This window comes from Nostoc sp. (assembly GCF_036917535.1).
GTDB lineage: Bacteria > Cyanobacteriota > Cyanobacteriia > Cyanobacteriales > Nostocaceae > Nostoc.
In genome coordinates this window covers 69743-94435 of sequence record NZ_JBALDA010000018.1, presented here as the reverse complement: position 1 = coordinate 94435, position 24693 = coordinate 69743, and the positions used below count along the sequence as shown (strand labels likewise).

At 41.5% G+C, this 24693-nt stretch carries 23 protein-coding genes; 16 read left to right on the top strand and 7 right to left on the bottom strand.

Annotation, left to right across the window (positions count from 1 at the left end; all coding sequences use genetic code 11):
• Positions 1-137: 137 nt before the first annotated feature.
• The 3 genes from V7K56_RS06590 to V7K56_RS06580 form a co-directional block, all read right to left on the bottom strand.
• Positions 138-305, bottom strand: a complete 168-nt coding sequence (locus tag V7K56_RS06590) for a hypothetical protein (protein WP_334908757.1) — start codon at positions 303-305, stop codon at positions 138-140.
• A gap of 438 nt (positions 306-743) precedes the next feature.
• A complete protein-coding gene (locus V7K56_RS06585; protein WP_334908755.1) occupies positions 744-2024 on the bottom strand; it encodes an inorganic phosphate transporter in 1281 nt (426 codons plus the stop codon).
• A gap of 145 nt (positions 2025-2169) precedes the next feature.
• The gene (locus V7K56_RS06580; protein ID WP_334908754.1) at positions 2170-3216 is read right to left on the bottom strand and encodes a zinc-dependent dehydrogenase; all 1047 of its coding nucleotides are present in this window, start codon (positions 3214-3216) and stop codon (positions 2170-2172) included.
• A gap of 577 nt (positions 3217-3793) precedes the next feature.
• On the opposite strand from V7K56_RS06580, the gene V7K56_RS06575 reads away from it, so the two are divergent.
• The 4 genes from V7K56_RS06575 to patX all read left to right on the top strand — a co-directional run bounded on the left by V7K56_RS06575 (position 3794) and on the right by patX (position 7450).
• Entirely contained in the window at positions 3794-4525 is a 732-nt protein-coding gene (locus V7K56_RS06575; RefSeq protein ID WP_334908752.1) for an alpha/beta fold hydrolase, read from the top strand.
• A gap of 97 nt (positions 4526-4622) precedes the next feature.
• Positions 4623-5201: a hemerythrin HHE cation-binding protein gene (locus V7K56_RS06570; protein WP_334908750.1), complete on the top strand. Its 579-nt coding sequence runs from the start codon at positions 4623-4625 to the stop codon at positions 5199-5201.
• Between the two features lie 174 nt (positions 5202-5375).
• Complete coding sequence (locus tag V7K56_RS06565; protein ID WP_334908748.1) at positions 5376-7145, top strand: FAD-dependent oxidoreductase; 1770 nt, start codon at positions 5376-5378, stop codon at positions 7143-7145.
• A 107-nt stretch (positions 7146-7252) separates the two neighbouring features.
• On the top strand, positions 7253-7450 hold the full coding sequence (gene patX, locus V7K56_RS06560) for a heterocyst-inhibiting protein PatX (protein ID WP_334908746.1): 198 nt from the start codon (positions 7253-7255) through the stop codon (positions 7448-7450).
• A 629-nt stretch (positions 7451-8079) separates the two neighbouring features.
• Here patX and V7K56_RS06555 read toward each other — a convergent pair.
• Positions 8080-9138, bottom strand: a complete 1059-nt coding sequence (locus V7K56_RS06555; RefSeq protein ID WP_334908744.1) for a class I SAM-dependent methyltransferase — start codon at positions 9136-9138, stop codon at positions 8080-8082.
• A gap of 299 nt (positions 9139-9437) precedes the next feature.
• Here V7K56_RS06555 and V7K56_RS06550 point away from each other — a divergent pair, with 299 nt between their 5' ends.
• The gene (locus tag V7K56_RS06550; protein WP_298911897.1) at positions 9438-9638 is read left to right on the top strand and encodes a hypothetical protein; all 201 of its coding nucleotides are present in this window, start codon (positions 9438-9440) and stop codon (positions 9636-9638) included.
• 123 nt (positions 9639-9761) lie between these two features.
• Here the strand turns inward: V7K56_RS06550 and glnA are convergent, their stop codons facing one another.
• Positions 9762-11186: a type I glutamate--ammonia ligase gene (gene glnA / locus V7K56_RS06545; protein ID WP_334908742.1), complete on the bottom strand. Its 1425-nt coding sequence runs from the start codon at positions 11184-11186 to the stop codon at positions 9762-9764.
• Positions 11187-11544: 358 nt separating this feature from the next.
• Between glnA and apcB the strand changes: the two genes are divergently transcribed.
• The 5 genes from apcB (at position 11545) to V7K56_RS06520 (ending at position 14341) form a co-directional block, all read left to right on the top strand.
• Positions 11545-12054: an allophycocyanin subunit beta gene (gene apcB / locus V7K56_RS06540; RefSeq protein WP_334908740.1), complete on the top strand. Its 510-nt coding sequence runs from the start codon at positions 11545-11547 to the stop codon at positions 12052-12054.
• A 151-nt stretch (positions 12055-12205) separates the two neighbouring features.
• Positions 12206-12625 (top strand): element excision factor XisH family protein, encoded by a 420-nt coding sequence (locus V7K56_RS06535; protein ID WP_334908738.1) that lies wholly within the window; start codon positions 12206-12208, stop codon positions 12623-12625.
• Complete coding sequence (locus V7K56_RS06530; protein WP_334908736.1) at positions 12613-12948, top strand: XisI protein; 336 nt, start codon at positions 12613-12615, stop codon at positions 12946-12948. Before V7K56_RS06535 ends, V7K56_RS06530 begins: the two co-directional genes overlap by 13 nt.
• A gap of 139 nt (positions 12949-13087) precedes the next feature.
• The gene (locus tag V7K56_RS06525; protein WP_334908935.1) at positions 13088-13522 is read left to right on the top strand and encodes a DUF29 family protein; all 435 of its coding nucleotides are present in this window, start codon (positions 13088-13090) and stop codon (positions 13520-13522) included.
• Complete coding sequence (locus V7K56_RS06520) at positions 13523-14341, top strand: TlyA family RNA methyltransferase (RefSeq protein WP_334908734.1); 819 nt, start codon at positions 13523-13525, stop codon at positions 14339-14341. It abuts the gene before it with no gap.
• Here the strand turns inward: V7K56_RS06520 and V7K56_RS06515 are convergent.
• The gene (locus V7K56_RS06515) at positions 14338-14595 is read right to left on the bottom strand and encodes a Calvin cycle protein CP12 (RefSeq protein ID WP_334908732.1); all 258 of its coding nucleotides are present in this window, start codon (positions 14593-14595) and stop codon (positions 14338-14340) included. The genes V7K56_RS06520 and V7K56_RS06515 overlap by 4 nt on opposite strands.
• 542 nt (positions 14596-15137) lie before the next feature.
• Between V7K56_RS06515 and V7K56_RS06510 the strand changes: the two genes are divergently transcribed.
• The gene (locus tag V7K56_RS06510; protein WP_334908730.1) at positions 15138-16382 is read left to right on the top strand and encodes a DUF3466 family protein; all 1245 of its coding nucleotides are present in this window, start codon (positions 15138-15140) and stop codon (positions 16380-16382) included.
• A gap of 167 nt (positions 16383-16549) precedes the next feature.
• Here V7K56_RS06510 and V7K56_RS06505 read toward each other — a convergent pair whose 3' ends face one another.
• Complete coding sequence (locus V7K56_RS06505; RefSeq protein WP_334908728.1) at positions 16550-17905, bottom strand: GTP-binding protein; 1356 nt, start codon at positions 17903-17905, stop codon at positions 16550-16552.
• Between the two features lie 870 nt (positions 17906-18775).
• Between V7K56_RS06505 and V7K56_RS06500 the strand changes: the two genes are divergently transcribed.
• The 5 genes from V7K56_RS06500 to V7K56_RS06480 all read left to right on the top strand — a co-directional run bounded on the left by V7K56_RS06500 (position 18776) and on the right by V7K56_RS06480 (position 24264).
• Positions 18776-21412, top strand: a complete 2637-nt coding sequence (locus V7K56_RS06500) for an EAL domain-containing protein (protein WP_334908726.1) — start codon at positions 18776-18778, stop codon at positions 21410-21412.
• A 73-nt stretch (positions 21413-21485) separates the two neighbouring features.
• Entirely contained in the window at positions 21486-22406 is a 921-nt protein-coding gene (locus V7K56_RS06495; RefSeq protein ID WP_334908724.1) for a histone deacetylase family protein, read from the top strand.
• Between the two features lie 689 nt (positions 22407-23095).
• Positions 23096-23233, top strand: coding sequence for a hypothetical protein (locus tag V7K56_RS06490; RefSeq protein ID WP_334908722.1), 138 nt, complete (start codon positions 23096-23098; stop codon positions 23231-23233).
• Positions 23234-23410: 177 nt separating this feature from the next.
• On the top strand, positions 23411-23857 hold the full coding sequence (locus V7K56_RS06485; RefSeq protein ID WP_334908720.1) for a tellurite resistance TerB family protein: 447 nt from the start codon (positions 23411-23413) through the stop codon (positions 23855-23857).
• Between the two features lie 245 nt (positions 23858-24102).
• Positions 24103-24264, top strand: coding sequence for a hypothetical protein (locus tag V7K56_RS06480; protein ID WP_334908718.1), 162 nt, complete (start codon positions 24103-24105; stop codon positions 24262-24264).
• The last annotated feature ends 429 nt before the right edge of the window (positions 24265-24693 follow it).

Here is a 24693-nt window from a genome sequence, read left to right as displayed (position 1 = left end):
GCGAACGAGAGGCTTCTCTTTCAGAGACGAAGACAGCGAACGCCAACGGCATGGCAACTCTTAGAGACGCTACGCGAACGCTTAGAGCGAGTCTTCTCCCTTGGCGCTAGCCTCTCCCTTTGGGAGAAGGGGAGACGCTAAGAGCGAACGAGCGTCTGGCAAAGTGGCGTTAGCGTAGCGTTAGCGAGCTTGCGTTCGCGTAGCGTCTCGTAGAGAGCGTCACCCGAAGGGCGATTTCCATCGTTAGCAACACCAGATCGTCTGCGGGATTGCCTAACCCGAAGGGATTTTGGATTGATCGCCACGCCTGAAAGCCCCTTATATAGAGACTTTTTGATTTTTGGTCAGTTTAATTTTCATAAATTATTTGCCAATGAAATTTTTACTTTTAAAAAAATCTCACTCCAAATAAATATTTATTGTTTTGCTGCCAATAATAATTGTCAAAGATTTACAGATGCGTGTGCGTAGGCGACTCGTCGCTAGATATCCCCACCAAATTGTCTGACTTGCGAAACTAGCTGTAAATTTGTGTGGAATGTAACTGGTGTGACAGTTTATATCTCTAAATGGAGATTAAAGTATCCTTCTGTGGAAATTCAAAGTTACGCTATCCCCTGCACAACATTCTAATGAATGAGCAGCAATTCTGCAAAAGCACGCTTTTTTTGGCGTTGTTGCAGTCTGGGTTTTGCTTTGAGTAAATTCCAATAGAGGAAAAGTTTGGAAAATATTAATAATTCTTAGAAGAATAAAATCTGGGCAATGCTGAAAATAGCAGTACTAAGGGCAGCACTGACAGGGATTGTAATTAGCCATGCCGCAGCAATACCTTTTAGTGTTTGAAACTTAATTGACTTGAGATTTTGCACTAGTCCAATACCAACTACACCACCGACGAGAGCGTGGGAGGTGGAGACTGGTAAACCTAGCCGGGAAGCAATGAGGATGGTGGTAGCAGTTGCCAGTTCGGCACAAAATCCACTACTGGGTTGCAAGGTAATGATGTTTTCGCCAATGGTGGCAATGACTTTTTTTCCCCAGATAGCTAAACCACCAACAATACCAGCACCACCAAGGATTAAAATCCAAAGGGGGATAGTTATACCATCGGTAGGTACGCTACCAGTGCGATTGATGTAAACGATCGCAGCTAAAGGAGCGATCGCATTTCCCACATCATTAGAACCATGAGCAAAGGCGACGAAGCAAGCACTTAGCAATTGGAATCGGCCGAATAATCTTTCTACAGAATTGGGCATGGGGGATTGAGTAGACTCTTGTGTTTGCCCTGTTGTCCCCAAATCTCTCAATTGTCGCCAACTAATTATTGTGAGTCCAACTGCTGCTACTGCAGCAGTTAACAGAGGAATGTCGTAAGCAGGGACCGTAAAACCAACTTGCTCAATTACAAAATCGGTTAGCGGTTGTGTGAGTGATGGTAAGACAATCACGCCGAAGACACCTAGCAGCGCAGTACTCAACCAGGGAATCCACTCTTGTAACTGTACTACTTGATTGGGTTGATCTAAAATCCAGTGCTTGATTTGACTGTAGAATAAAGCGGCGATCGCACCACTAATTAACGGCGTTAAAATCCAGCCAATGGTAATGAAGCCAATTGATGACCAATCAATTGCATTTACTCCTAAAGCTACCCAACTAAATCCAGCGATCGCACCTACAACCGCATGAGAAGATGACACTGGTAAACCACGTGATGTGGCAATTTGTAACCATATACCACACGATATTAGTACCGTTACCATCCCAGTAACTAATATTTGGGGTGTAGCTGCGAATAAGGCGGGATTAGCAATTTTTGTGGCTAGAGTTTCCGTTACTTCATGTCCAAACAACACAGCACCCGTAAACTCTAAAACCCCAGCAATTATTAGCGCTTGTTTGAGGGTGACAGCTTTGGAACCTACAGAGGTTCCCATCGCGTTAGCGACATCGTTTGCTCCGAGATTCCAGGCGACGTAGAAAGCTAGTAGAGCGACGAAAAGTAGAGTAATAAGCATTTTGTTGGGGACAAACGGAAAGTGAGAGAGATGAGGAGCAAACTTGAGCTTTTAAGGGTGAACTTTGAACCTCTGAGCTTCGTCGTTGAACCTCAGAACTTTAAATTTCTAGTTTTAACACTCTCCCATCTCCTTAATCTTCCTTTTACGGATAAATTAAGATTTTATAAGTATCCGGTGTGGGTGCGATCGCAACTTCCACAGCTGCTGATAAATCTTTTAATGGATAGCGATCGCTAATCAATGCTTGTACGTCAATCCACTGATTAAATACAATATCGGCTGATAGATTCTGAAGTCGATAAGATGAGCTATAACTGCCGATCAAGTCAATTTCCCGACGGTAGAGGATATTGGGGTTGATGGGAATTTCCACCTCATCAGGGAATTCGGCGAAAAACAAGATTTTGCCACCTTTGCGGGTACTATCAAGTGCTTGAAAGAAGGCTTTCTCACTAGGAACAGCCAGCAGGGTAACATCAACACCTAGTCCACCAGTTAGGGCATGAATTTTGGCAGATAAATCGGGATCGCGAGCATCAAAAGCAGCCTCTGCACCGACACTCAAGGCTTTATCAATTCTAGAGGGTAGTAAATCGGTAGCGATCGCTTTTGCTCCGAAATACTTCACCAACATGATAAACATTAACCCAATAGGCCCAGCACCAGTAACTAACACAGTTTGTCCTGGAGCAATTTGGGCTTTTTTCACAGCTTTCAAGCAGCAGTTAGTTGGTTCTACAAAACTGGCTTCTTCAAAACTGATGTTATCTGGGATGGGAATCAACCCACCATTTTCCACAATATGTCCAGGAACCTTGACATAATCAGCAAAACCGCCGCCACTGGCGTTAAAGCCTGCGGTAGTGGAGATGTTCTTGTAAACATCGCACATAGAGAAATTATCATTTAGACAGTAAGTGCAATGCATACAAGGGATGTGGTGCATCACTGCTACACGTTGTCCAACTTGCCAACCTTTGACATTATTGCCTAGTGCTGCGATCGTGCCGGCAGTTTCATGTCCAAAAATGCGCGGCGGTTCATACAGCGGATAACGAATTTTTTTTATATCTGACTGACACAACCCCACAACCCGCACCTGTACCAGAACTTCATCTGGTTCCAGATTTGGAACTGGGATATCTTCGTAAGACAGTTGATTAACGCCTCTAAATACCTGTGCTTTCACGTTGGTTTTTTCCTACTCAACGATACTAGATGTAACATTAGCAGTCAACGTTAAGCTATCAAATTTGAGATTTCTGTGTTTTAGCTTGTTTAAATATAGTGTATGCACAAGTCTTAAAATCCTTGCTTGGTAAAATACAAGCCTTAGTAGGCAAGGTTTTGAGTTTACCAAGAATATTGTCAATAGTGTCAGCTTGTTGATAAAGATTTCAGGTCAAATTAAGGATTTTAAACAAATTTTCCGTTCTTTTCTGTCCATTTAATTCTTAACTCTACTTGTGTGTACACCGTAGCCTTACAAAGAGGAAGACGCTGATCGGCGAGGAAAATTTGTGTAACTTCACAGAGAAACAGTAGTAATACACTAACAAGAATTATTTGCAATAATTTTCTTAATGCTGTAAGCTTTTCTAAAATATATTGAATATTTTTATCAACAAACTTTCACAAGAGGTTTGAACACTGGTAAGCCTAACTGGAAAAATAAGCTGGAATCAGATATAGCAACTTGTAATTATTATTTATAAAAATTCTTAATTAGCAAATTGAGAGTTTATTCTATTTACAGGAAAATCAGGATGTCTAAACTGCCGGATGTTCTTTGGTTAAATACAAGCCCTAGTTTGCAATACTTTGCTCAACCACTACTTCGTTACCTGTCCGATCTAGTGACAATCCAAGAGTGGAAATATCGCCAAAGCCAAGATGAAGTAAGTTCACTAGATATTGCTGTTGTTCTGCTTCATGACTACCTCAAATCTTGCAATCGACCTGTTCACCTCATTGGTCATAGTACAGGAGGATTACTAGGGCTACTCTATAGCCGTCGCTATCCAGAAACAGTCAAGTCTTTGACGTTATTAGCCGTGGGTGTTGATACAGCGGTTGATTGGCAAGCTCATTACTATATTCACCGTCAGTTTTTAAGTCGCCAAAAGCTTTTGACTGATATGGTTTACAACTTGTTTGGTTATCAGGATAAACGTACTCTCAAAAGTTTGACACATCTGCTGGAGCAAGACTTAGATTGTTCGCTTTCTCCTCATTCTCTGTTTGAGAGGGTGAGTATAAAGGCAAACGGAGTTACAGTACCTTTGATGGTTTGTGGTAGTTTAAACGATATTGTTGTAGAACCAGAGGCACTGCAAGGATGGCGATCGCATTTGAAGGAGGGTGATCGCCTCTGGTCTTGTTTAGAAGGAGGGCATTTTTTTCACTTTTCCCAGTATCAGCTTGTAGGAGAACAGCTACTCGACTTCTGGAAGTTTATCCGGGTGTCAGATTCGCTGTATTCCTGTTTGCGACTTTAGACATAAATAAATGATAATAAATCTCAAGAATGATTTGTTGAGCAAAACAAATGTGAGAGGTTAATAGTATCCTAAATTATTTAAGGCAAGTCTAGAAATGGTTGTGGCTTTAGATGATACCAAGCGTAGCGCGATCGCTACAGAGCTAGCAGATTTGAAAGCTATACAAGAGTTGCTAATTTCTAATCAACGAAAAGTACTACCTGTTGTAAGCAACGATCAAGAAATTAGCCAACGCCTAAACGACTTTCTCAAAGATGACCAAGAAAACCTCACAGTGATCGAGGGAGTTATTTCAAAATTTGGTGGTGGTTCAGCCCAACCTAGAGACACTATACGGCAGTACATTGAGCAAGTAAACCGGATAATAGATGGAGATGAGCTAACACTATACCAAAAGTTTTCTATTCACGAAAGGATTAAGCACCAAGCCGTAATGACTGGTTTAATTATCCATAAGGCTTCTCAGGTGGTAGGTGATGACGTGAAAGAAGCTATTGGACCGCTCAATCAAGTGAACTTTCAAAATCGCGCTCATCAAGAACAGTTGAAAGGTGTGTTAGAAGTTTTGGGTACAAGAGAACTTACAGGTCAAGACCCAGATCAAGGAGTTTGGGCGCGGACTCAAGATGCTGTTGCAGCTTTGAGCGGTGTGTTTGAGGGTTTGACAAAGTAAATCTAACTCAACACTGCCTTGACTTTTAGTAGGGTAAGTACTAATTGAGAAATAATCCTAATAATTTCTGTTGATTTCAGGAATCCGATCGCGATCGCACTCAGTTTGAGATAAAAACTGGAATGCAATCGCTTTTTTTAGGAAAATATGTCGGAACTCCAGTGAGGTTAAAGGATGGTTAATCAAACATACACGGCTGATGTCTTAGTTGTTGGTGGTGGAACCGGAGGGACTGCGGCTGCTATCCAAGCGGCGCGACGGGGAGCCAAAACGATTCTGGTGAGTGAATTTTCTTGGTTGGGGGGAATGTTAACTTCAGCTGGAGTATCTGCACCCGATGGCAATGAATTAGAAGCCTTTCAAACAGGGTTATGGGGCGCATTTTTGCAGGAATTGCGACAACGACAGCTCGGAGGATTAGATAACAGCTGGGTAAGCTTTTTTAGTTACGATCCCCGGATTGGGGCAGAGATTTTTGCTGATTGGGTGCAGGAATTGCCGAATCTGCACTGGATTTCTGGACAAGTGCCAATGGAGGTTTACCGCCAAGGTGATTCGATTACTGGTGTGCGCTTTGCTGATTTTGCTGTCACAGCCAAGATTATTCTCGACGCCACAGAATTAGGAGATTTATTACCTTTAGCTGATATACCTTACCGTTGGGGCTGGGAATTGCAATCGGAGTGGGGAGAACCCAGCGCCTCGGTGACTTTTAACTCTTTAACCCAGAAATATCCTGTGCAAGCGCCCACTTATGTAGTGATTATGCAAGACTTTGGTGAATCAATTGCACCAAAGATTCCGGCTGCCCCTAACTATAATCCATCACAGTTTACAGGTGCTTGGCATGGCTATGCAGCAGAAACATTTTTAAATTATGGACGTTTGCCTGATGGCTTGTTTATGATGAATTGGCCAATCTGTGGCAATGACTACGGCGAAGGGGTAGAGCGGTTGATAGAGTCAGATTTATCCAGAAGTGAATTCATCCAAGAATCTTGCTGGCATAGCCAAAATTTTGCTCATTTTATCCAAAAACAACTTGGTAGTCGCTATGGTTTAGCAAAAAAAGTATTTCCTCACACCTCTACAGCTTTTGCACTGCATCCCTATTACCGAGAAAGCCGCCGCTTGGTGGGGCTAACTACTGTCCGAGAACAGGATATTTTGCCGATCGCCAAAGGTAGAGTTGCATCTATATTTAATGATGCGTTCGCCCTTGGCGTTTGCGAAGCAATCGCAGTTGGTAACTACGCTAATGACCATCATTATCCTGGCGTTCAATTCCCATTACAACCAAAATCTATCCGCTGGGGAGGACGTTGGACGGGGACTCCCTTTACAATTCCCTACAGTTGTCTGATTCCAGCCACAACAGATGGTTTTTTGGTCTGTGAAAAGAATATTTCTGTTTCTCATATTGCCAATGGCGCTACCAGATTACAACCTGTGGTTATGGGAATTGGTCAAGCAGCAGGAATGGCAGCAGCAATATGTGTTGAGTTAAACTGCCAGCCAAGAGATTTACCTGTTAGGACGTTGCAAACGGCTTTATTAGAAGATAATCGCTCAAAAGCGCTAATTATTCCTTTTTTTAATCTTCCTTCCAATCGTTCGGATTGGCGTTACTGGCAACTGTATTACTTAGATAACCCACAAGCCTATCCAGTTAGTGGCGATTGCCCTGACTCTGCTTTTGACAAAGCATTAATTCAGGAGAGTAACTGTTTCAAAGGGATTTTTTACCGCTTGGAACAGCAGGAATACAAATTCACTGTCATAGCCCCAGCCGCATATCAAGGGCAAAGTTGGCAGCTTGTGACTTTGCGATCGCATATCAACGAGCAACTACGCGCTTATCCCCATGAACAATTAGTTACATTGTGGGGTCGTTACAATCACTCTGGTAATTGGTTATTAGTCGAATATTTAAACAGAGGATAAGAAGAGTTTATTTTCAGTAAAGCAGAATACTTTTTGATTAATTGTCCGGATATTCATTAAAAAGCTAAGTATCAGTGAAAAGGAGAGTTCCAAAATAGACATCTGCTATGCGTGCTGCCATTTCACTTTTAGTCTCGAGTCTGGTGTTCGGCCCCTTAGCTTTTAATTGCCAAGCAATGGTCAATCACTTATCAACAGGGCTGCCTTCCACGCCTACTTCAGAACAGTGGCACTCGGCGGCATCTGAACAAGCTTCAGATGATGCGCCACGTCATCGCGGTAGTGGGCGCAGAGAAGTGACATAAAAAGCCCGAAATATCTATGCTGTGGTTTAACTACTGTAGGGTAATGCCTCTTTTCCCAAAGGAACAAAATTACCAGAAAACAGGATGTTGTGCTAACATCTGTTACACAGTTTTTCTGGCAGAGATATATACAGTTGACACACGAAAGTCTTCAGCGATCGCTTAGTATTTCAACTGCAAACTTTGTATATATATAGTTGGTCTCAATCTTGCCGCTCAAAAAGCAAATCAAATTAAGTGCTTTGCTCGATAGCATTACCAACTTTTCAAAAGCTCTACAACTGTTGCTCATATTCGCTGGAAAGCTTTGCATCTCAATCCTCAACGGCATTAGAAATAGATGTTACTTAGGCTATCAGTTAATTTAAAGCACATCTAATTCAGACATTTTGCTTGTTGAGGAAATAGTCTTAAGGCAACTTCACTTTATTCTTCAATAGGTTTTCTTTTCATACATTGAGTAGTTGGTTTCTATATCAGCAAGTAATTTATCTTCGCTTTGACGCTTATTTAGCGTTCTTTGCCGAAGCATAAAATCCCTTTCGTTTCATCTCACTCAGCCTCATAACGTACCTCGTTTGAGTTAGGGTTTAAATCCCTAACTCAAATTTTGATGACTATTCACTCATTTAGGCTGGCTTATGAGCAATAAAATACTTGCTCATAAAATGGACTTGGATTTCAACATTCTCAAAGCCTGCTTTCTCTAAACGTTCTACCAAATCATCAGTGGTGTAATGCTTGTAGTAAGGTTCATGGTATGTTGTATGGAAAAAGTCCATTATATGCTCTAACTCAGGTGAATCACTCAACTGAATTGAGTCACAAATAATAAAGACTCCCCCTGGTTTTGTCACTCGGAAGCATTGCTCAATGATACTTTGACGTGCGATCGCTGGTAACTCATGGAAGAGAAAAACAGAAAGTAAAGCATGAAAATAGTTATCTAGATATGGTAACTCTTCGGCATTCGCTTGTAAAAGTTGCGGCAATTCTCCTGGAATTTTAGATAATAGTTCGTTTGCTTTACGCAAATAAGCTGGTGACAAATCTGTACCAAATAAAGATACTTGAGGCAATGCTGCCCGAATTAACTTCAGAGTACGCCCAGTTCCACAAGCTACATCCAAAATACGAACTTGCCTTGGTGATACAGATTCAAAAACTTTCAACCCTTGCTTGAGGGGAGCGAGAATCCGCCGCCGCATCACATCAGCTGCTCCACCAAAAAGAATTTCCACCTGTAAGTCATATAAATTGGCTGACTTATCGCTTAAGTAGCCATTACTTTGATGATGGAAGTTCTGTATATAGTAGCTGGGATAACCGTCTATATCTATCTCAGGCGAAAAATCTTGATAATTCAGTCGTTCTGTGCGCTCCCATATTAGAGGAGAATCTAGCCATACCAGTGGATAATACCGAAAAAAGTCTTCCCAAGGATTGTCAAACAGCAAGCTTTCGGGATATACACCTTGGTGGGCATCTTGCCAGTCAGTTTCCAGCACCTGATTATATCTTTCTTGAAGTTTGAGTACAACCTCCTTCGGTATTGGTTTGGTCTTTTGTTCAAGCGTTGGATACATCAGCTTCCTCAACTGTGAACTTAATATTTTGTGAGCTAGACCAAAGTAATTTTTGCCCTGTTGAAAAGTCTGATAAGTCAGCTTAGTTAATGTGTCAGGCATGAAAATAGCTCAAGTTTTGATTACTTATATTTTTTTAGATAAACAATTGTAACAAATAAATTATCTATATGTTGGAAAAGTAAAGGCTCCCAAGTGAGACAAATCTGAAGCCAGATGATTTTAGCCATTAACGGTAGATTAAGGAAGATTTTTCCAGCTTTGGGGAAAAATAGCTGACATTGTCAGTAAAAGCAAATATAAATTTATATAAAAAGTAGCTTATGTTACAGAAAATTTGCTATATTAGTCTTGTAAAGAAAGGAAAATTATATATTCACGAAATAGAGAGGACTATGATTATGTCTATCGCAGATAAATCTCGTGCGTTAATGGTGCGCGAACATCAGCAAGTCAAGAATCGCCAACAATCAATACTAATGCGGGCGGCACAAGAGCTTGGTCTTCCTGAAGAAGCATCTCACTACTGGAACCCGATTCAAGGGAAGGTAGATGCTAATACTCGAATGATTTATGGGTCCAGTCATGCTTCCATGAGCTAAATTTCAGGAATTCTAAACTGGATTTTTTGAGTGAATGTCTCAACTGACAAATCTGGAAAAAAAAGCCACCCTCTACTTTAGGGTGGTAAAATTTATTACTTTTTAGTTAGATACGACTCTTCATTAAGTATCGTAGTAGAGGTAAAACTCGTAGGGATGAGGACGCAGCTGCAGCTGTTTAACTTCGTTACCTAGCTTGTAATCAATCCAATTTTCGATAAAGTCTTCCGTGAAGACGCCTGATTCTGTCAAAAAGGCGTGATCTTTTTCCAGTGCTTGCAACGCCAGTTCTAAAGAACCTGGAGTTGAAGGAACTTTTGCTAGTTCTTCTGGAGAGAGTTCATAGATATTCTTATCTAAAGGTTCACCAGGATGGATTTTGTTCTTGATGCCATCGATACCAGCACAAAGCATTGCAGCAAATGCCAAATAGGGGTTAGATGTAGCATCTGGACAACGGAATTCCAAACGTTTGGCTTTAGGGTTAGTGCCAGATAAAGGAATACGGATAGAAGCAGAACGGTTCCCTTGGGAGTAAGCCAAGTTAACAGGAGCTTCATAACCAGGTACTAGGCGCTTGTATGAGTTGGTGCTGGGGTTGGTAATTGCCAACAGGGCTGGTGCGTGTTTGAGAAGACCACCAATGTAGTACAATCCCATATCGCTCAAACCAGCATACTTATCACCAGCAAACAAAGGTTTGCCATCCTTCCAAATAGATTGGTGAGTGTGCATCCCGGAACCGTTATCGCCAAACAGCGGCTTGGGCATAAAGGTGACGGTTTTGCCGTATTTCTTGGCAACGTTCTTGATCACATATTTGTAAATCATCAACCAGTCAGCTGCTTCGATCAACTTACCAAAGCGGAAACCCAGTTCGCACTGACCACCAGTGGCAACTTCGTGGTGATGCTTTTCAATGGGCACACCTAATTGTGCCATTGTCAACAGCATCTCTGTACGGATATCTTGCAAAGAATCCGTTGGTGAAACTGGGAAGTAACCTTCTTTGAAGCGTGGTTTGTAAGCCAAATTGGGTTTTTCATCTGTACCGACTTTGCCGGAATTCCAAGTACCTTCTTGGGAATCTATAAAGTAGTAGCCTTCATTGGCAGTTTGGGCAAACCTAGCACTGTCAAAGATAAAGAACTCAGCTTCAGGACCAAAGAAGGCAGTATCACCAAGACCAGTGGAAACCAGGTAATCTATTGCTTTTTGGGCAATAACGCGTGGGCAACGATTGTACCATTCACCCGTGCGGGGTTCTTTAATGCTACAAATTATACTTAGCGTTGGCACTTCCATGAATGGGTCGATCCAAGCAGTGTTGGCGTCGAGTACCATCGTCATGTCCGATTCGTTGATCGCTTTCCAACCCCGAATGCTGGAACCGTCAAAAGGCACGCCATCAGTGAATGCAGTCTCATCGATTTGGTTTTGGTACACTGTGAGGTGCTGCCAAGTCCCTACTGTATCGATGAATTTGAGATCAATCAGTTGAATTTGTTGGTCTCGGATCAATTCCAAGACTTCTTGTGGTGTTGTCATTGTTACTCCTTCTTTACCAATTTCCTAAAGTAATACCAGAATCTTCCAAAGCATCGTAACCTTGCTGATCTCAATCAGACCGTGACACACCTGAAATATCTTAAATAGGAGACATTAAGGGATTTTGTAGCTTATGTTACAGATATCTGGATTATCAGGTTATATTAACCTTTCGGCAATCATCTGTACAAAACTGGAAAGTTCATCATATAGGGGTCAACTTTGGCATAGAATCCATAGATAGTGGATAGATTGTTTTTGTGCCGAATCTATTTTTAATAGCACAAAACTTTACTGGTGCATAAGTGCAGCCAAATAAATATCAAACCATAAATAGCAATGATTGGGAGAAGAAGGAATGCGCGATGCGGTAACAAGTTTAATTAAGAATTATGACCTAGCTGGTCGGTATTTTGACCGGAATGCGATCGATAGCCTAAAGTCTTACTTTGATAGTGGTACAGCAAGAGTACAAGCGGCGGCGGCAATCAATTCTAATGCGGCTGCACTTGTCAAGCAAGCTGGTTTAAAGTTATATGAAGAGCTGCCAGAATTGATTCGTCCTGGTGGAAATTCTTATACGACTCGTCGTTATGCGGCTTGTTTGCGGGATTTAGATTACTACTTGCGTTACGCCACCTATGCGCTGGTTGCTGGGAACACAAATGTATTGGATGAACGGGTGCTGCAAGGGCTGCGGGAAACTTACAATTCTCTAGGAGTGCCTATTGGGCCTACGGTTCGCGGTATCCAAATTCTCAAGGATCTGATTAAGGAACAAGTAGTAGCAGCAGGTGTGGTTAATACTGCTTTTGTAGATGAACCATTCGATCACATCGCACGCGAGTTGAGCGAAATAGATATTTAGATTTTAAGTGGGCAAGGTGTCTGCGCCGACATAAACATAAATAGCGATCGCACTTTGGTTTAATGGAGCGATCGCTTTTCTATCAAAATAACGCTTCTCTAAAATAACTTTGCTAGATTAAAGCTGTGTTTTTGCAGCTATCTTTCGACTAATGCCAGCCAGAGACATCTACCATGCCGCAGTCATTAAAGCACTTATAGCAGATGGTTGGACAATAACCAACGATCCCTTATACCTGGCATACGGAGGTAGAGAACTTTACGTAGATATTGGAGCAGAAAGAGTTACTATTGCTGCTGAGAGAGACGATCAAAAAATAGCTGTTGAAATCAAAAGTTTTCTGAGTCCTTCCCCCGTGAATGATCTCCAGGAAGCTGTAGGACAGTATGAAGTTTATCGTAGCGTGCTTAAAGAACTACAACCAAAACGCCAACTTTATTTAGCAGTTCCCAAGCGGGTTTACGAAGGTATCTTTTCCGAACGCTTTGGTCAGCTAATTCTTAATAGTATAGGAATAAGGGTAATTGTCTTTGACGAGCAACTAGAAAGGATTATCAGATGGATAAACTAGCTCGGTATCGTAAAATTATTCGTCAGTTGATATTTGACTATGCTAGTCACAAGCCTGCTAACGGTCAAATAGAGACAGAAGCAGTCATTGATTCGGAGCGAGACCACTACGAAGTGTTACACATTGGCTGGGATGGAGTGCGCCGTGTACATGGTTCGGTGGTACATATAGATATTATTAATGATAAAGTGTGGATTCAATATGATGGTACTTCCGAGCCAATCGCAGAGGCATTATTAGAAGCGGGTATTTTGCGCGAAGATATTGTCTTGGGTTTCCATCCCACTGAACTACGGCAATACACGGATTTTGCTGTATCTTAATTATTTTGATGTCGTGTATTCCAAAAGAATAATACATTTAAGTAGCGATCGCTCATAGATTAAATGCATTAATTTATGTTATCTGTACTAAAACCGTCATCAGCCACAATAGAAGTTGCCGATGTTTGAGGCACTGACTATGGAAGAATTATTAACCCTAAAAGACTTGCTTGTTAAGGGGGATGTTCAAGGAGCATTGATTATAGTTGAAGAATTAGAGGAAATGAGCCGAAATGACATAATCAAGACGATTCGTAACTATGCAGTGATTTTATTGTTGTATCTGATTAAACAACAAGCTGAAAATCGCACGACTCGCTCTTGGGAAGTCTTAATTCGGAATTCAGTTCGGGAAATTCAGCGAGAAAATAAGCGGCGCAAAGCTGGTAACTATTATCTCACGCCAGAAGAATTGTTAGAAATTTTAGCAGAAGCTTATTTAAATGCCATTGATGAGGCTTCTCTAGAAGTAGAAGAAGGTCGTTATGAAGTCCAAGAATTAGAAAAGCTGGTTAACCAAGAAGAAATTATCAATCGTGCTTTGGTTTTAATCTTACCAGGAGAGTCTAGTTAATTGGCTAAACAGCGACTCGATACACTATTAGTAGAGTTAAATTTATGTTCTTCTCGCGCCTTAGCACAACGGTTAATTCAGGCGGGAGAAGTTACTGTTAATCAGCAGTTAGTTGATAAACCTGGTACTGAAGTTGATATTTCGGCTCAAATAAATATTAAAGAGCGATCGCCTTTTGTTTCTAGAGGCGGTGAAAAACTCTCCAAAGCTTTGTCAGTATTTGCCATTCCTGTAGCAGAGCGCGTTTGTCTAGATGGTGGGATTTCTACTGGTGGTTTTACTGATTGTCTTTTGCAAGCTGGAGCAAAACAAGTTTACGGTATTGATGTCGGTTACGGACAAGTTGACTGGCTCTTAAGAAACGATTCGCGGGTAATTTTGCGGGAACGCACCAATTTACGGCAACTACGACCAGATGAGTTATATGGCGACGATGACCCGATTCCTGATTTGGCAGTGGTCGATGTATCGTTTATTTCTTTAACCAAAATTCTCCCTGCTTTGTGGCAACTAACTCAAGCGAACCGAGAAGTTGTGTTGTTAGTCAAGCCACAGTTTGAAGTTGGCAAATCCCGTGTGGGTAAAAAAGGTGTTGTACGCGATCCAAACGACCAAGCTAATGCCATTTTTCAGGTGTTGCAAACAGCCCACGAATTAGGGTGGAAATATAAAGGCTTAACTTGGTCGCCGATCACTGGCCCTGCTGGGAATATCGAATATCTGTTGTGGTTGGGAATGGAAAGTGAAACACCACCACTTGATTTAGAGGCAATTAAGCAAATAACGCAATCAGCAATAACTGATTTACGGAAGAGTTAAAGGTCATAGATTAGACACTCTACGGAATTTGGATGGTGATCGCAGTAATTTTCCAAAGAGGTTTTCTTTGATTTTGCTTGGTGTTGGTGGGCTTTCTCAGCTTGCAATTCTTCTACAATATCCCAAGCTACGGCACAACCAGCAGAATTGCTGCCATTTAGATCGCAAGTTGTCCGGGCTTCAGTAATGGCGTTAACAATGGCTTCTTCAAGATTTGCCGCCCCAGCAGTTTCAAATTTTAAGGTAGTTGTCATGATACTTTCACCTTTAATTTACAGACAGAGTTATTAACTGCGAGCTTTTAATGACCTCAATAAGCTCACATTTCTAGTTTAGATAGGCTTCCTACAAGAAGTAGTGGTAAACACCGCCATCTTTTTAGCAAATTTGAGTGAGATTACCCTCTTGTCATCTTTAGATTCAAAAAGGTATGGGAATTCTACTAGTTGCGATCGCTAGTAGAGATGGTCATGTTCTCAATCTTGCATCCCAAATTGGGAATGTCAGCCAATTGTCAGAAGATATTGATAGAAGTTGATAAACACTTATAAATGGTAAGAAAGGCGAAACAATTTTTATTTATTCTCAACACTTGTGTCTGTAGTAACTCAAAATTTTTTAAATAACTATTCATCTATATAACTAACTATCCAATTCATGAGGTTGTACTGTCTCTAAGCAGCTACGCTTACATTAAGTACCAATACGAATATTCCTTAAAAAAAGTATATTTTTTGATTATTAAATGTAGAGCAAATACTGATAAAACCTAGAAAGGTAAAGTTTTAATAAAAATATGTCGAAGTATACTCTGGGCGCTACTGGTATCGGGCTGATCGCCTTAATCATAGGAGAAGTTACAATTCCCCAGCAGGCTGCTGCTGGGGAATTGTACTCTATTACCAATCTTGGTTCCTTAAACCCTACTGCTACTGGCTTTGATGCTTATAGTCCAGGATATGGTATTAACAATGCTGGTCAAGTGGTTGGTAGCTCAATTCTTTCTAGTACTGATGTTTTCCGCTCTCACGCCTTTCGCACGGCTCCTAACAGTGCAATTAATCCAACAACTGACGACTTAGGTACTTTAGGTGGTAATTCAAGCACTGGCTACGCAATCAATGATTTTGGTCAAGTAGTTGGTGAATCAAACAAGTCTGTATATGGATCTGATTATGCTTTTCTCTGGAGTGATGCTACTGGAATGCAAAATCTCGGAACCCTTGGGGGGGAATCCAGCGTCGCTAATGCTATTAATAACTTAGGACAGGTCGTTGGCTCGGCAGAAACGAAGGAAGGAGAATTCCACGCCTTTTTCTACAGTGGGAGTGGAGTATTACAAGACCTGACCACCGTTGGGGGATTAAGCTCTGCAAATGATATTAACGACTCAGGACAAATAGTTGGCTCTAAACAAATTCAGTTAGGACAAAATCACCCTTTCCTCTACAGCAGCAGTGGAGCATTACAAGACTTAGGCACACTTGGCGGTGAGGAAGGTGTAGCTTCTGCTATCAATAACTTCGGACAGGTCGTTGGTAGCGCAGACACTGGAGCAACTTTTGAACCAGACGATCCAAAAGAATGCCCTTGTAATGTTAGCCACGCCTTCTTCTACAGTGGGAGTGGAACACTACAAGACTTAGGCACACTTGGAGGACCAAACAGCGACGCTACTGATATTAATGATTTTGGGCAGGTAGTTGGTAATGCAGGCTATATCAAGGGGTCTAAAGTCACTGCTCCCTTCTTGTATAGTAACGGTAAAATAAGTAATTTAAACGACCTCATCCCTGCTAATTCTGGTTGGGTTCTGGAAAACGCAGATGGGATCAACAACTCTGGACAAATTGTAGGTACTGGTACTATTCAAGACCCTGGACGTAATTATCCTGTTCATGCTTTTCTTTTGACACCTGTTTTGAAACCTACTTCTGTTCCAGAACCCTCAATCATATTCGGTTCATTGACGGCTAGTGCTTTTGGTATATTCTTGGGCAAAAAATCTAAGCAGCAAGGCAAAGCTAAAGGTTTAGTCTAGTACCGCAAGTCAAAGTTTCTCTAAGCCACCATGAACCTGTAAATTTGACCGTGCTTATTCTTCTGTGTGAATTGAGGTAGCAGTTGTCTCGTTTTTCCAAAGTTAAATATTTTACTTCCTGGTTAATTTGAGTCAACAGAAACTTTTCGGAACACAACTCAAAAATCTTAATACTTTATACCTAACTCTTGTCGCAGACGATACATAATTGTGTTTTGGTCAACTTGAGAAAGAATTTCTTGAATGATACTGCTAGCGCCCAATTCTCCCCAAGTGCAGCCTTTTTCGAGATAGACTTGGGCGGCTTTGCCAACAGAATACGCACCATAACCGGCGATACCAGCTTGAGCGATCGCACTGCCAGCAAAAGCAGTAATATTGCTAGGATTTTCACCACTGGTTATTGCAGCCGTACTTTTACCTAAACCCAAAATAAAACTACTACCTAATTCTCCAAGTAGCAAGCCACCAGAACTAAATATAATTGTTTTTAAAATTTTCCCGGCTTCGTAGCTAGTCATCGGCAAACCATACAATCTAGCAAGAGCGCGAATTAAAGCTAAATCAGCAACAGTTCCGCCAAGGATATCTAAGAAGGCGATGGGATTGAGCATTACTGCCAAAGCTTTGTATTTGGTAAATTGCCAAATAATTTCTTCGGCTTCCTTTTCGCGTAAATCGATAGTTTTTTGAGCGATCGCGGCTTCTGCATCCCGTGCTTGGATCAGTGCATTTAAAGCCAGAAGCGATCGTCCTTCCCGATTAAGAATATTCAGAATTGTCTCTTTGAGTTCGTCTACTTGCGGTGGTGGTGTTTCCCATTCATAACTGACACGCCCATCGGGCCACTCAACCCGTACTTCCATTGCTGCTGGTTCCGCCGCCACCATCACAATTTCATCCGGGAGTAGAGGCTTCGCTTGGGGATTCCCAGCACCCAGTTGTTGCAAATTTTGGTAAATCACTCCGCGATCAGTATCTGGGTATAAATCTATCTTGTTAAACACTAAAATCAGAGGTTTTTGTGATTGTCGCAATTCTAGCAGTGCTTGATACTCAGTACGTGTGATATCACCAGACACAACAAACAAAATCAAATCCGCCTGATGTACTACTTCTCGTGCCATATCTGCCCGTGACTCACCCGCAATTTCGTCTAATCCGGGAGTATCAATTAACTCTACTAGTACCTTATCACTGGGCTGCCATCGCACGGAACGCGGCCATTGGGTGACACCATTTAAGGGCCCAGTTTGCAGAATTTTGTCTCCCAGTAAAGCATTTAAAACTGCTGACTTTCCTCGACTCACCAAACCGAAGACAGCTATTCTAATAACGTTTGAATCTAGTTTGTTGAGTGTGGCTCTCAAAGCTTCCAATTCTGGTTTCACCAAACCTACCAATTCTGGGTTAGATGAATGCTGTCCTGACTTGCGAAGATATCCATACCAAGAAAGCGCTTGTCTGAGACTGGCGCGGGCACGATTTAAGTGAGTTTCTTGCAGATTACGATAAACCGACATAATATCAAAACTTCAGCCTTCACTCTCTAAAATGCTCATCCAATACTCAAAACACTGACTTTCAGCATTTGCTCGTAAATAACAGGTATGAATTTGTACTCATTAACCATATTTAACTAATGCTCATTTTTTCAACCCCATTATTAGGGGAAGGAAAAGTTAAACATACTTCTCTATCTTATATCCCTAAGTTGTTGAACTAATACTCTATATAGGACATCAAAAGTTCTAACTTTTTCAGGTCGGAGATTAAGTGTTTTATAAATCTTAAGTAAAGATGTGACTAATGGATAGCTAGCTTCCAAAGAGAGACGCTAACGCCAACGTCTAAACTTAGCTTGGAGGCAATTGGCTTCGACTTTGTTCAGTTATAGTCGGGGTTAAAATTCCCTTATGTAACTTTCTTCTCGACAAGAGGCTGTGCCAAAGTGACGCTACGCTTAGCTTGCTTCCCTGTAAGGGTACAATTTTGAAATTTTCATTTTGAATTCTTAATCTGGGTATCCTAAGAAAGACAAGGTTAGATGATATAGACGAAGGAACAAAGTTTATAAATTATGTGTGAGTAAAGAAAAAAGCTATAATTTCTACCAAAAAAACCGATTGTAACAATTAGCCATCTCAATCAATAAAAAGAAGAGTATTGAGTTCTGTTAGCGCTGAGTGCAGTCAATCGATGAAGAGAAAGGCTGGTTTACACCCTCATATTTTGCGATGCCTGGGGCAGGCTACGCCTACGCAAAATATGAGAACTTTGATTGAGCAAATTTTACCATAAGTGCAGCCTGGAATTCTGGACTTATAGGAGAGGAACAGTCTTTTTTAGACTAAGACATAAATATTAATTATATGAGAAATTGAGGAACAGCCATGCGAGGAAATGAGCGGGAAAAAATACGCCATCTGTTGGTCATCCAAGACCTGGAAGGGCGGCGAACTGTCCCCTTACGAGAGACTACTTATTCTCTGGGGCGGCATTCTGCAAACACTATTGTCTTGGCTTCCCGGTCAGTATCAATGCAACATGCAATTTTATTGCGAGTAACTGTTCCAGAAACTGACCAATACGGCTTCCAAATTATTGATGGCAACTATAAGGGTAAAGGAAGTACTAATGGCTTATTTGTAAATGGGAATAAATGCTTTTCTCATAATCTTAGGCATGGAGATATCATTGCTTTTGGCAGTAATAAAGCTCAGGCTAAATATTATGCTATTTCCAATATTTCAGAACAAGTATTTTCTGAATCTTTTGATGTTGAAGACTTATCTGGTTTCTTATCAGAGCAATCCAGTCCTGCCAATCCTTTTCAAACCTTAGCCATCGATCCTAGCTTTGAAGCAGCTAGTGAGTCCGCCCTAGCTCGTCTAGCATCCTTCCCTGAACTCATCCCCAATCCAATTATTGAGATGGATTTCGAGGGAAGAATTACTTATATCAATCCAGCCGCAGCTATCAAGTTTCCCAATCTTAGGGAAGTTGGGACAGAACACCCAATCTTAACGGAACTCTTAATTGGAGTTAAAAATCTAGAAAACAATTCTTTTGTGCGGGAGGTGGAAGTCGGTACAGAAGTTTTTGAACAATCCGTTCTTTATCTTCCTGAAAGTGATTTAATTAGAAGTTTTATTATTAGAGATATTACAGAGCAAAAGCAAGCTACAGCCGAACTACGGCAGCGCGATCGCTTGTTACAAGCAGTTGTAGAAGCTGCCAATTATTTGCTAAAAGAAATGAATTACGAAACTGGTATCGATCAAGCTCTAGCTGTACTGGGCGAAGCTGCCAAGGCAGATCGTGTCTATCTCTTTGAGAACCATCCCCATCCTCTTACAGAAGAAATGGCAGTCAGCCTACGGTTTGAATGGACACAATCTTGTATTGAATCTACCCACCACCATTGGCAGAATCAATCTTATCAAGCTCCTGGATTAGCCCGTTGGTACACAGTTCTCTCTAGCGGTCAGTCGATTAGCGGTATCACTCAAAAATTTCCTGTCGTTGAACAAGAATTCTTGATTCGAGATGGCATTCAATCTCTTCTGTTAGTGCCTCTTCGCTTGGATAATGATTTCTGGGGGTATCTTGGCTTGGCAGACTGCACCTTTGAGCGTCATTGGTCAAAGCACGAAGAATCTACTCTTTTGACGATGGCCGCTAGTATCATTGGTGCACGGCAGCGTCAGCAAGTAGAAGAAAAGATTCGCTATCAAGCCCTCCATGACTTGCTGACAGGGTTGCCCAATCGTCTACTATTTAATGAGCTGCTCAGTAAAACTCTGCCCAACGCCACTCGAAATGACGAAAGTTTAGCTGTAATCTTCCTCGATCTAGATCGTTTCAAGGTCATTAATGATACTCTGGGACACACTCTGGGAGACCAATTGTTACAAAGCGTCTCTCAAAGATTAAAAGACTCGCTTAGAGGCGGAGATACTGTAGCTCGTTGGGGAGGCGATGAGTTTACTATTTTAGTCCCACGAGTTAATGATATTAAAGAGGTAACTTTGGTGGCGCAGAGAATCTTACAAGCCTTTGAGGATGCTTTTCATCTCCAAGAGCATGAACTTTATGTGACTGCCAGCCTCGGTATTGCTTTACTTGATAATAACAGCCCTGACGCCGAAACACTAATCCAGCACGCAGATACCGCTTTGTACTACGCCAAAGACAAAGGACGGAATAACTACCAATTCTATAGTGTTTCCCTGAGTGCTAAAAATCCTGAACTCCTGACTTTAGAAAAGAGCTTGCGCTATGCCCTAGAACGGAATGAATTTAAGTTGTACTATCAACCTCGTGTGAACATTGCCACCGGAGAAATTACTAGTATGGAGGCTCTGTTGCGTTGGGAGCACCCAGAGATGGGATTGGTCGCTCCCAGTGTGTTCATTCCTCTGGTCGAAGAAAGTGGATTAATTGTCCCCATCGGCGAATGGACGCTACAGACCGCCTGTAGCCAAAATAAAGCATGGCAAGATGCTGGATTGCCACCAATTACGATCGCCGTCAATCTTTCTCTCAAGCAGTTCCGCCAACCCAAATTGGTAGAGACTATAGCCAAGATTTTAGAACAAACAGGTTTGGAGCCGCGCTTTTTAGAACTAGAAATTGTGGAAACCACAGCAATTGAGGACTTGGATTATACCACAAAGGTGTTAGAGGAGCTACAGCAGATGGGTGTTTACATCTCTATTGATGACTTTGGTACAGGTCATTCCTCGCTCTCACGCCTACAGCTTTTGCCACTCCACAATCTGAAAATAGATAAATCTTTCATTCAATATTTGACGCAAGATGCCAAAGTAGCTCATATTATCCAGGCTATAGTTACCTTGGGACACAGCTTGGGATTAAAGTTAACAGCCGAAGGGGTAGAGAAGGAAGAAGAATTGGAATTCTTGAAATCTATCAACTGCGAGGAGGTACAAGGCTTTTTATTCTACCGCCCACTTTCTGAACACAAAGCAACAGAAGTCCTCGAAAATAAACGACCAACAATCTAGTACGAGGGAAAACTGTTTGTACCAGTGAGGATACAATAAAATTCATTGTCCTGCTGCCGACCTTTTTCGTCCTATGCTGCCAGTCATTTATTCCGACGAATTTTTAGATCACAAGACTGGAAAATACCATCCCGAAAAACCAGAACGCTTGAGTGCGATCGCCAATGCCCTAAAAGCAGCTACATTCGCAGATAAAATTAGCTGGAAATCGCCTACACCAGCATCAGAACAGCCATCACTGATGTCTTCGTTGGTTAGAGCACATAGCCCAGCCTATATCAAAAAACTGTGGCAAATCGCCTCTAGTGGCGGCGGTCCTTTGGATGGAGATACACCAGTTTCCCCGCGCAGTTATGATGTGGCATTGTTGGCAGTCAGTGCATGGTTAGATGGAGTTGAGGTTGTGTTAGGGTCGGATAATCCAGCTTTTGTACTAGCGCGTCCCCCAGGACACCATGCTGAAAGTGATGCGGGGATGGGATTTTGTCTATTTTCTAATGCCGCGATCGCTGCTTTATTTGCTCTAGAACAACCTGGAATTAACCGCGTCGCCATCCTCGATTGGGATGTGCATCATGGTAATGGTACTCAGGCGATCGTTGAAACAGAAGCATGCATCGCCTATTGTTCCCTACATCAGTATCCATGCTATCCCGGTACGGGAAGATCGACAGAACGCGGCTTTCACAATAATGTATTAAATTTACCAGTACCGCCTGGTAGTGATATTGCATTATATCAGTCACTATTTGAAAAACAGGTAATACCATTTTTAGTTAACTTTCAAGCGGATTTACTGATTGTGAGTGCTGGTTATGATGGCAATGCCGCAGATCCTTTGGCAAGCATTAATTTGCAGCCAGAAGACTATGCTTTATTTACTGATTATTGTCTAGGGGTAACTCGTAAAATTCTGTTTGGCTTAGAAGGTGGTTACGATTTTGATTCTCTTTCTCAATCAGTTGTAGCGACGATTGAACGCTGTTTACTTTAAGCTTGTCTTGTTTATCCCATTTCACAAAATACCTGAATAGATACCTACGTCGCAGTTACCAAGGGTAATAGCCTCAATTCTCTGCAAAGATTTGGGAACACTGAATACTGACGCCGTTATAGCTGACATACAGTTATGAAAATTTCTCACAAACTGGTTGCAAGCTTTGTTGGTGTTTCCTTATTAAGGAGTGTAGTTGGTGCGGTTGCGATCGCCTAAAGCCAGAAAATTGGTGAAACTCTGGCAATCGCGGAAGCTAGTCATAGAAAAACATCATGGCAAGATATGGTGTGATTCCACACTAGGAAAGGGCAGCAAATTTGTGATTGAAATACTAGTTCATCAATCTGAACCAATACCGAGTTGAGACTTTAGGGAAGCAGGGGACAAGGGGACAAGGGGGAACTATTGAACAAATCTCTCTCCGAAGTTCTGATGCCTACGGCGGGCTGCGCCAACGCCGGAAGCCGGCGCTCAGATTTCTCTCCTTGTCTCTTCTTCATGCCCAATCCCCAATGCCCTTTTTTATAAACTTTATAGAATCTTCAAAAAGAAAAATTTTCAGCGGGGTTCTGAAAGAGCTAAAGTTTTGTTAAGATGCAATTGCTAGCAGTTTCTCAGCGGAATTCACCTATCAAGGTGTGGAGAAATAAAAAGCACAAGCAGCACAAATTTCAAAAGGTGAATCAATGACCACCTATATTTTTTTCGATGAAGCCCTACGAATGCTGACCAACGCCTATTTGATATCAGTAGTACTGTTAATGGCAGCTTCTGGTATAGGTTTAGCAGTAATTGAGACAATAGAAAAGACAGGAGACCGCTAAGTTTATAGATGGCAATGTAGTTCTTGCCAAAAACCTTTGGATACAAGTGTTCGCCGTGAATAAATCCTGGGAACACTAAAGGATGAAAGTCTTATAGCGTTATAGTCTTACCTGTAAATCTACCAAATATACAGGTAATAGTAACGCTATTGGGACTCTAACCAAGGAGCTACTACAATGGGTCTATTCGACGCTGTGTTGGGTACAGAAAGCCAAACCCAAGCAGCACTCAATCCAGCGGAAGCTTTTGCCGTGATTATATTGACGGCAACGGCTTCAGACGGTTATCTTTCTGTTGAGCAAGCAAATTCTATCATTTCTGTGCTGTCTCGGATGAAACTTTTTAAAAGTTATCCTAATGAAATGATGAACAGGCTGTTTGACAAAATCTTGGGCATTCTCCAGGGTGATGACTTTAATGCTTTGTTTAATGCAGCAAAAGATTCTCTATCTCAAGACTTGCGGGAAGCAGCCTTTGCAGTAGCCACCGATTTAGTCCTAGCTGAAGGTATTATACCTGAAGAAGAAAAAAACTTCTTAAATGATTTATATCAAGCTTTGGGGGTTTCGAGGGAGATAGCAATAGGAATTGTAGAAGTAGTGTTGATTAAAAATCGCGCATAGGATGATCGAACATAACTTGTTATACCCATTGTCCTTAGCTGATTATAACTGTAACTGTATAAGTAGCTTATAAACAAAGCGTGGCACGGAAGTTAAGCTTCTTTGCCACTATTTTTTGCTGTTCTTTGATTATTTCTTTGCGATAATTCAACATCATTTAGAGGATGTCTGAGAAGTAAGAAAGCCCACGTAACGGTATCCTGTCAGTAGAAAAAATACTTAAGTATGACAGCGTTACCAAAGCTATGAATCCATCGTATCCAAGTAATCTGACTTTACAACAGTGGGAACTACTATCAGGACTAATTCCTCAGCCAAAAACTGGTGGTCGAAAACGTAGTGTTGATATGCAGGCGATGTCTGACGACAAGCCGCTTCTCTTCGAGAGGCTACGCCAAATAGTGTAGGGGGTTATTTCTTTCGTGGAAGCAAAACACAACTTTTTCACCGACAATTACCGTGATGTTCAAAATGATTTCGCGTTTTTCTATCAAAACAACTGAGGTAAATTATGGGTAGATTTTAAGAATTTATCGTAACCTATGCCTCATCTAGATAGATGTTTCATCTTTGGCTAAAATAGCCGTTCGCCTACGAGCAGACACCTTAACCTGGCGTCTAGGTGTGGTAAGATTGCCTGGAACAAAGGTTTTATTATCCGAGTTTGAGTCTGGTATAAATTGCAAAGGTCAAGCTGACCGATCATTAACTCCCACGATACTTTTCCTATGAATTTGGAAAGTATACAACAATGCTGATGACAATCTGAGTGGAATTAGTAAATAAATATCTAAGATTTGCGATCAGACTTAACCAACTTCCCACAATTTTGACTT

What these genes read in the sequence shown, in the direction of transcription:
- V7K56_RS06585 (WP_334908755.1), bottom strand. Translation starts at nt 2,024, where the DNA reads ATGCTTATTACTCTACTTTTCGTCGCTCTACTAGCTTTCTACGTCGCC.
- V7K56_RS06575 (WP_334908752.1), top strand. Translation starts at nt 3,794, where the DNA reads ATGTCTAAACTGCCGGATGTTCTTTGGTTAAATACAAGCCCTAGTTTG.
- V7K56_RS06570 (WP_334908750.1), top strand. Translation starts at nt 4,623, where the DNA reads ATGGTTGTGGCTTTAGATGATACCAAGCGTAGCGCGATCGCTACAGAG.
- V7K56_RS06565 (WP_334908748.1), top strand. Translation starts at nt 5,376, where the DNA reads ATGGTTAATCAAACATACACGGCTGATGTCTTAGTTGTTGGTGGTGGA.
- patX (WP_334908746.1), top strand. Translation starts at nt 7,253, where the DNA reads ATGCGTGCTGCCATTTCACTTTTAGTCTCGAGTCTGGTGTTCGGCCCC.
- V7K56_RS06555 (WP_334908744.1), bottom strand. Translation starts at nt 9,138, where the DNA reads ATGCCTGACACATTAACTAAGCTGACTTATCAGACTTTTCAACAGGGC.
- V7K56_RS06550 (WP_298911897.1), top strand. Translation starts at nt 9,438, where the DNA reads ATGTCTATCGCAGATAAATCTCGTGCGTTAATGGTGCGCGAACATCAG.
- glnA (WP_334908742.1), bottom strand. Translation starts at nt 11,186, where the DNA reads ATGACAACACCACAAGAAGTCTTGGAATTGATCCGAGACCAACAAATT.
- apcB (WP_334908740.1), top strand. Translation starts at nt 11,545, where the DNA reads ATGCGCGATGCGGTAACAAGTTTAATTAAGAATTATGACCTAGCTGGT.
- V7K56_RS06535 (WP_334908738.1), top strand. Translation starts at nt 12,206, where the DNA reads ATGCCAGCCAGAGACATCTACCATGCCGCAGTCATTAAAGCACTTATA.
- V7K56_RS06530 (WP_334908736.1), top strand. Translation starts at nt 12,613, where the DNA reads ATGGATAAACTAGCTCGGTATCGTAAAATTATTCGTCAGTTGATATTT.
- V7K56_RS06525 (WP_334908935.1), top strand. Translation starts at nt 13,088, where the DNA reads ATGGAAGAATTATTAACCCTAAAAGACTTGCTTGTTAAGGGGGATGTT.
- V7K56_RS06515 (WP_334908732.1), bottom strand. Translation starts at nt 14,595, where the DNA reads ATGACAACTACCTTAAAATTTGAAACTGCTGGGGCGGCAAATCTTGAA.
- V7K56_RS06510 (WP_334908730.1), top strand. Translation starts at nt 15,138, where the DNA reads ATGTCGAAGTATACTCTGGGCGCTACTGGTATCGGGCTGATCGCCTTA.
- V7K56_RS06505 (WP_334908728.1), bottom strand. Translation starts at nt 17,905, where the DNA reads ATGTCGGTTTATCGTAATCTGCAAGAAACTCACTTAAATCGTGCCCGC.
- V7K56_RS06500 (WP_334908726.1), top strand. Translation starts at nt 18,776, where the DNA reads ATGCGAGGAAATGAGCGGGAAAAAATACGCCATCTGTTGGTCATCCAA.
- V7K56_RS06495 (WP_334908724.1), top strand. Translation starts at nt 21,486, where the DNA reads ATGCTGCCAGTCATTTATTCCGACGAATTTTTAGATCACAAGACTGGA.
- V7K56_RS06490 (WP_334908722.1), top strand. Translation starts at nt 23,096, where the DNA reads ATGACCACCTATATTTTTTTCGATGAAGCCCTACGAATGCTGACCAAC.
- V7K56_RS06485 (WP_334908720.1), top strand. Translation starts at nt 23,411, where the DNA reads ATGGGTCTATTCGACGCTGTGTTGGGTACAGAAAGCCAAACCCAAGCA.
- V7K56_RS06480 (WP_334908718.1), top strand. Translation starts at nt 24,103, where the DNA reads ATGAATCCATCGTATCCAAGTAATCTGACTTTACAACAGTGGGAACTA.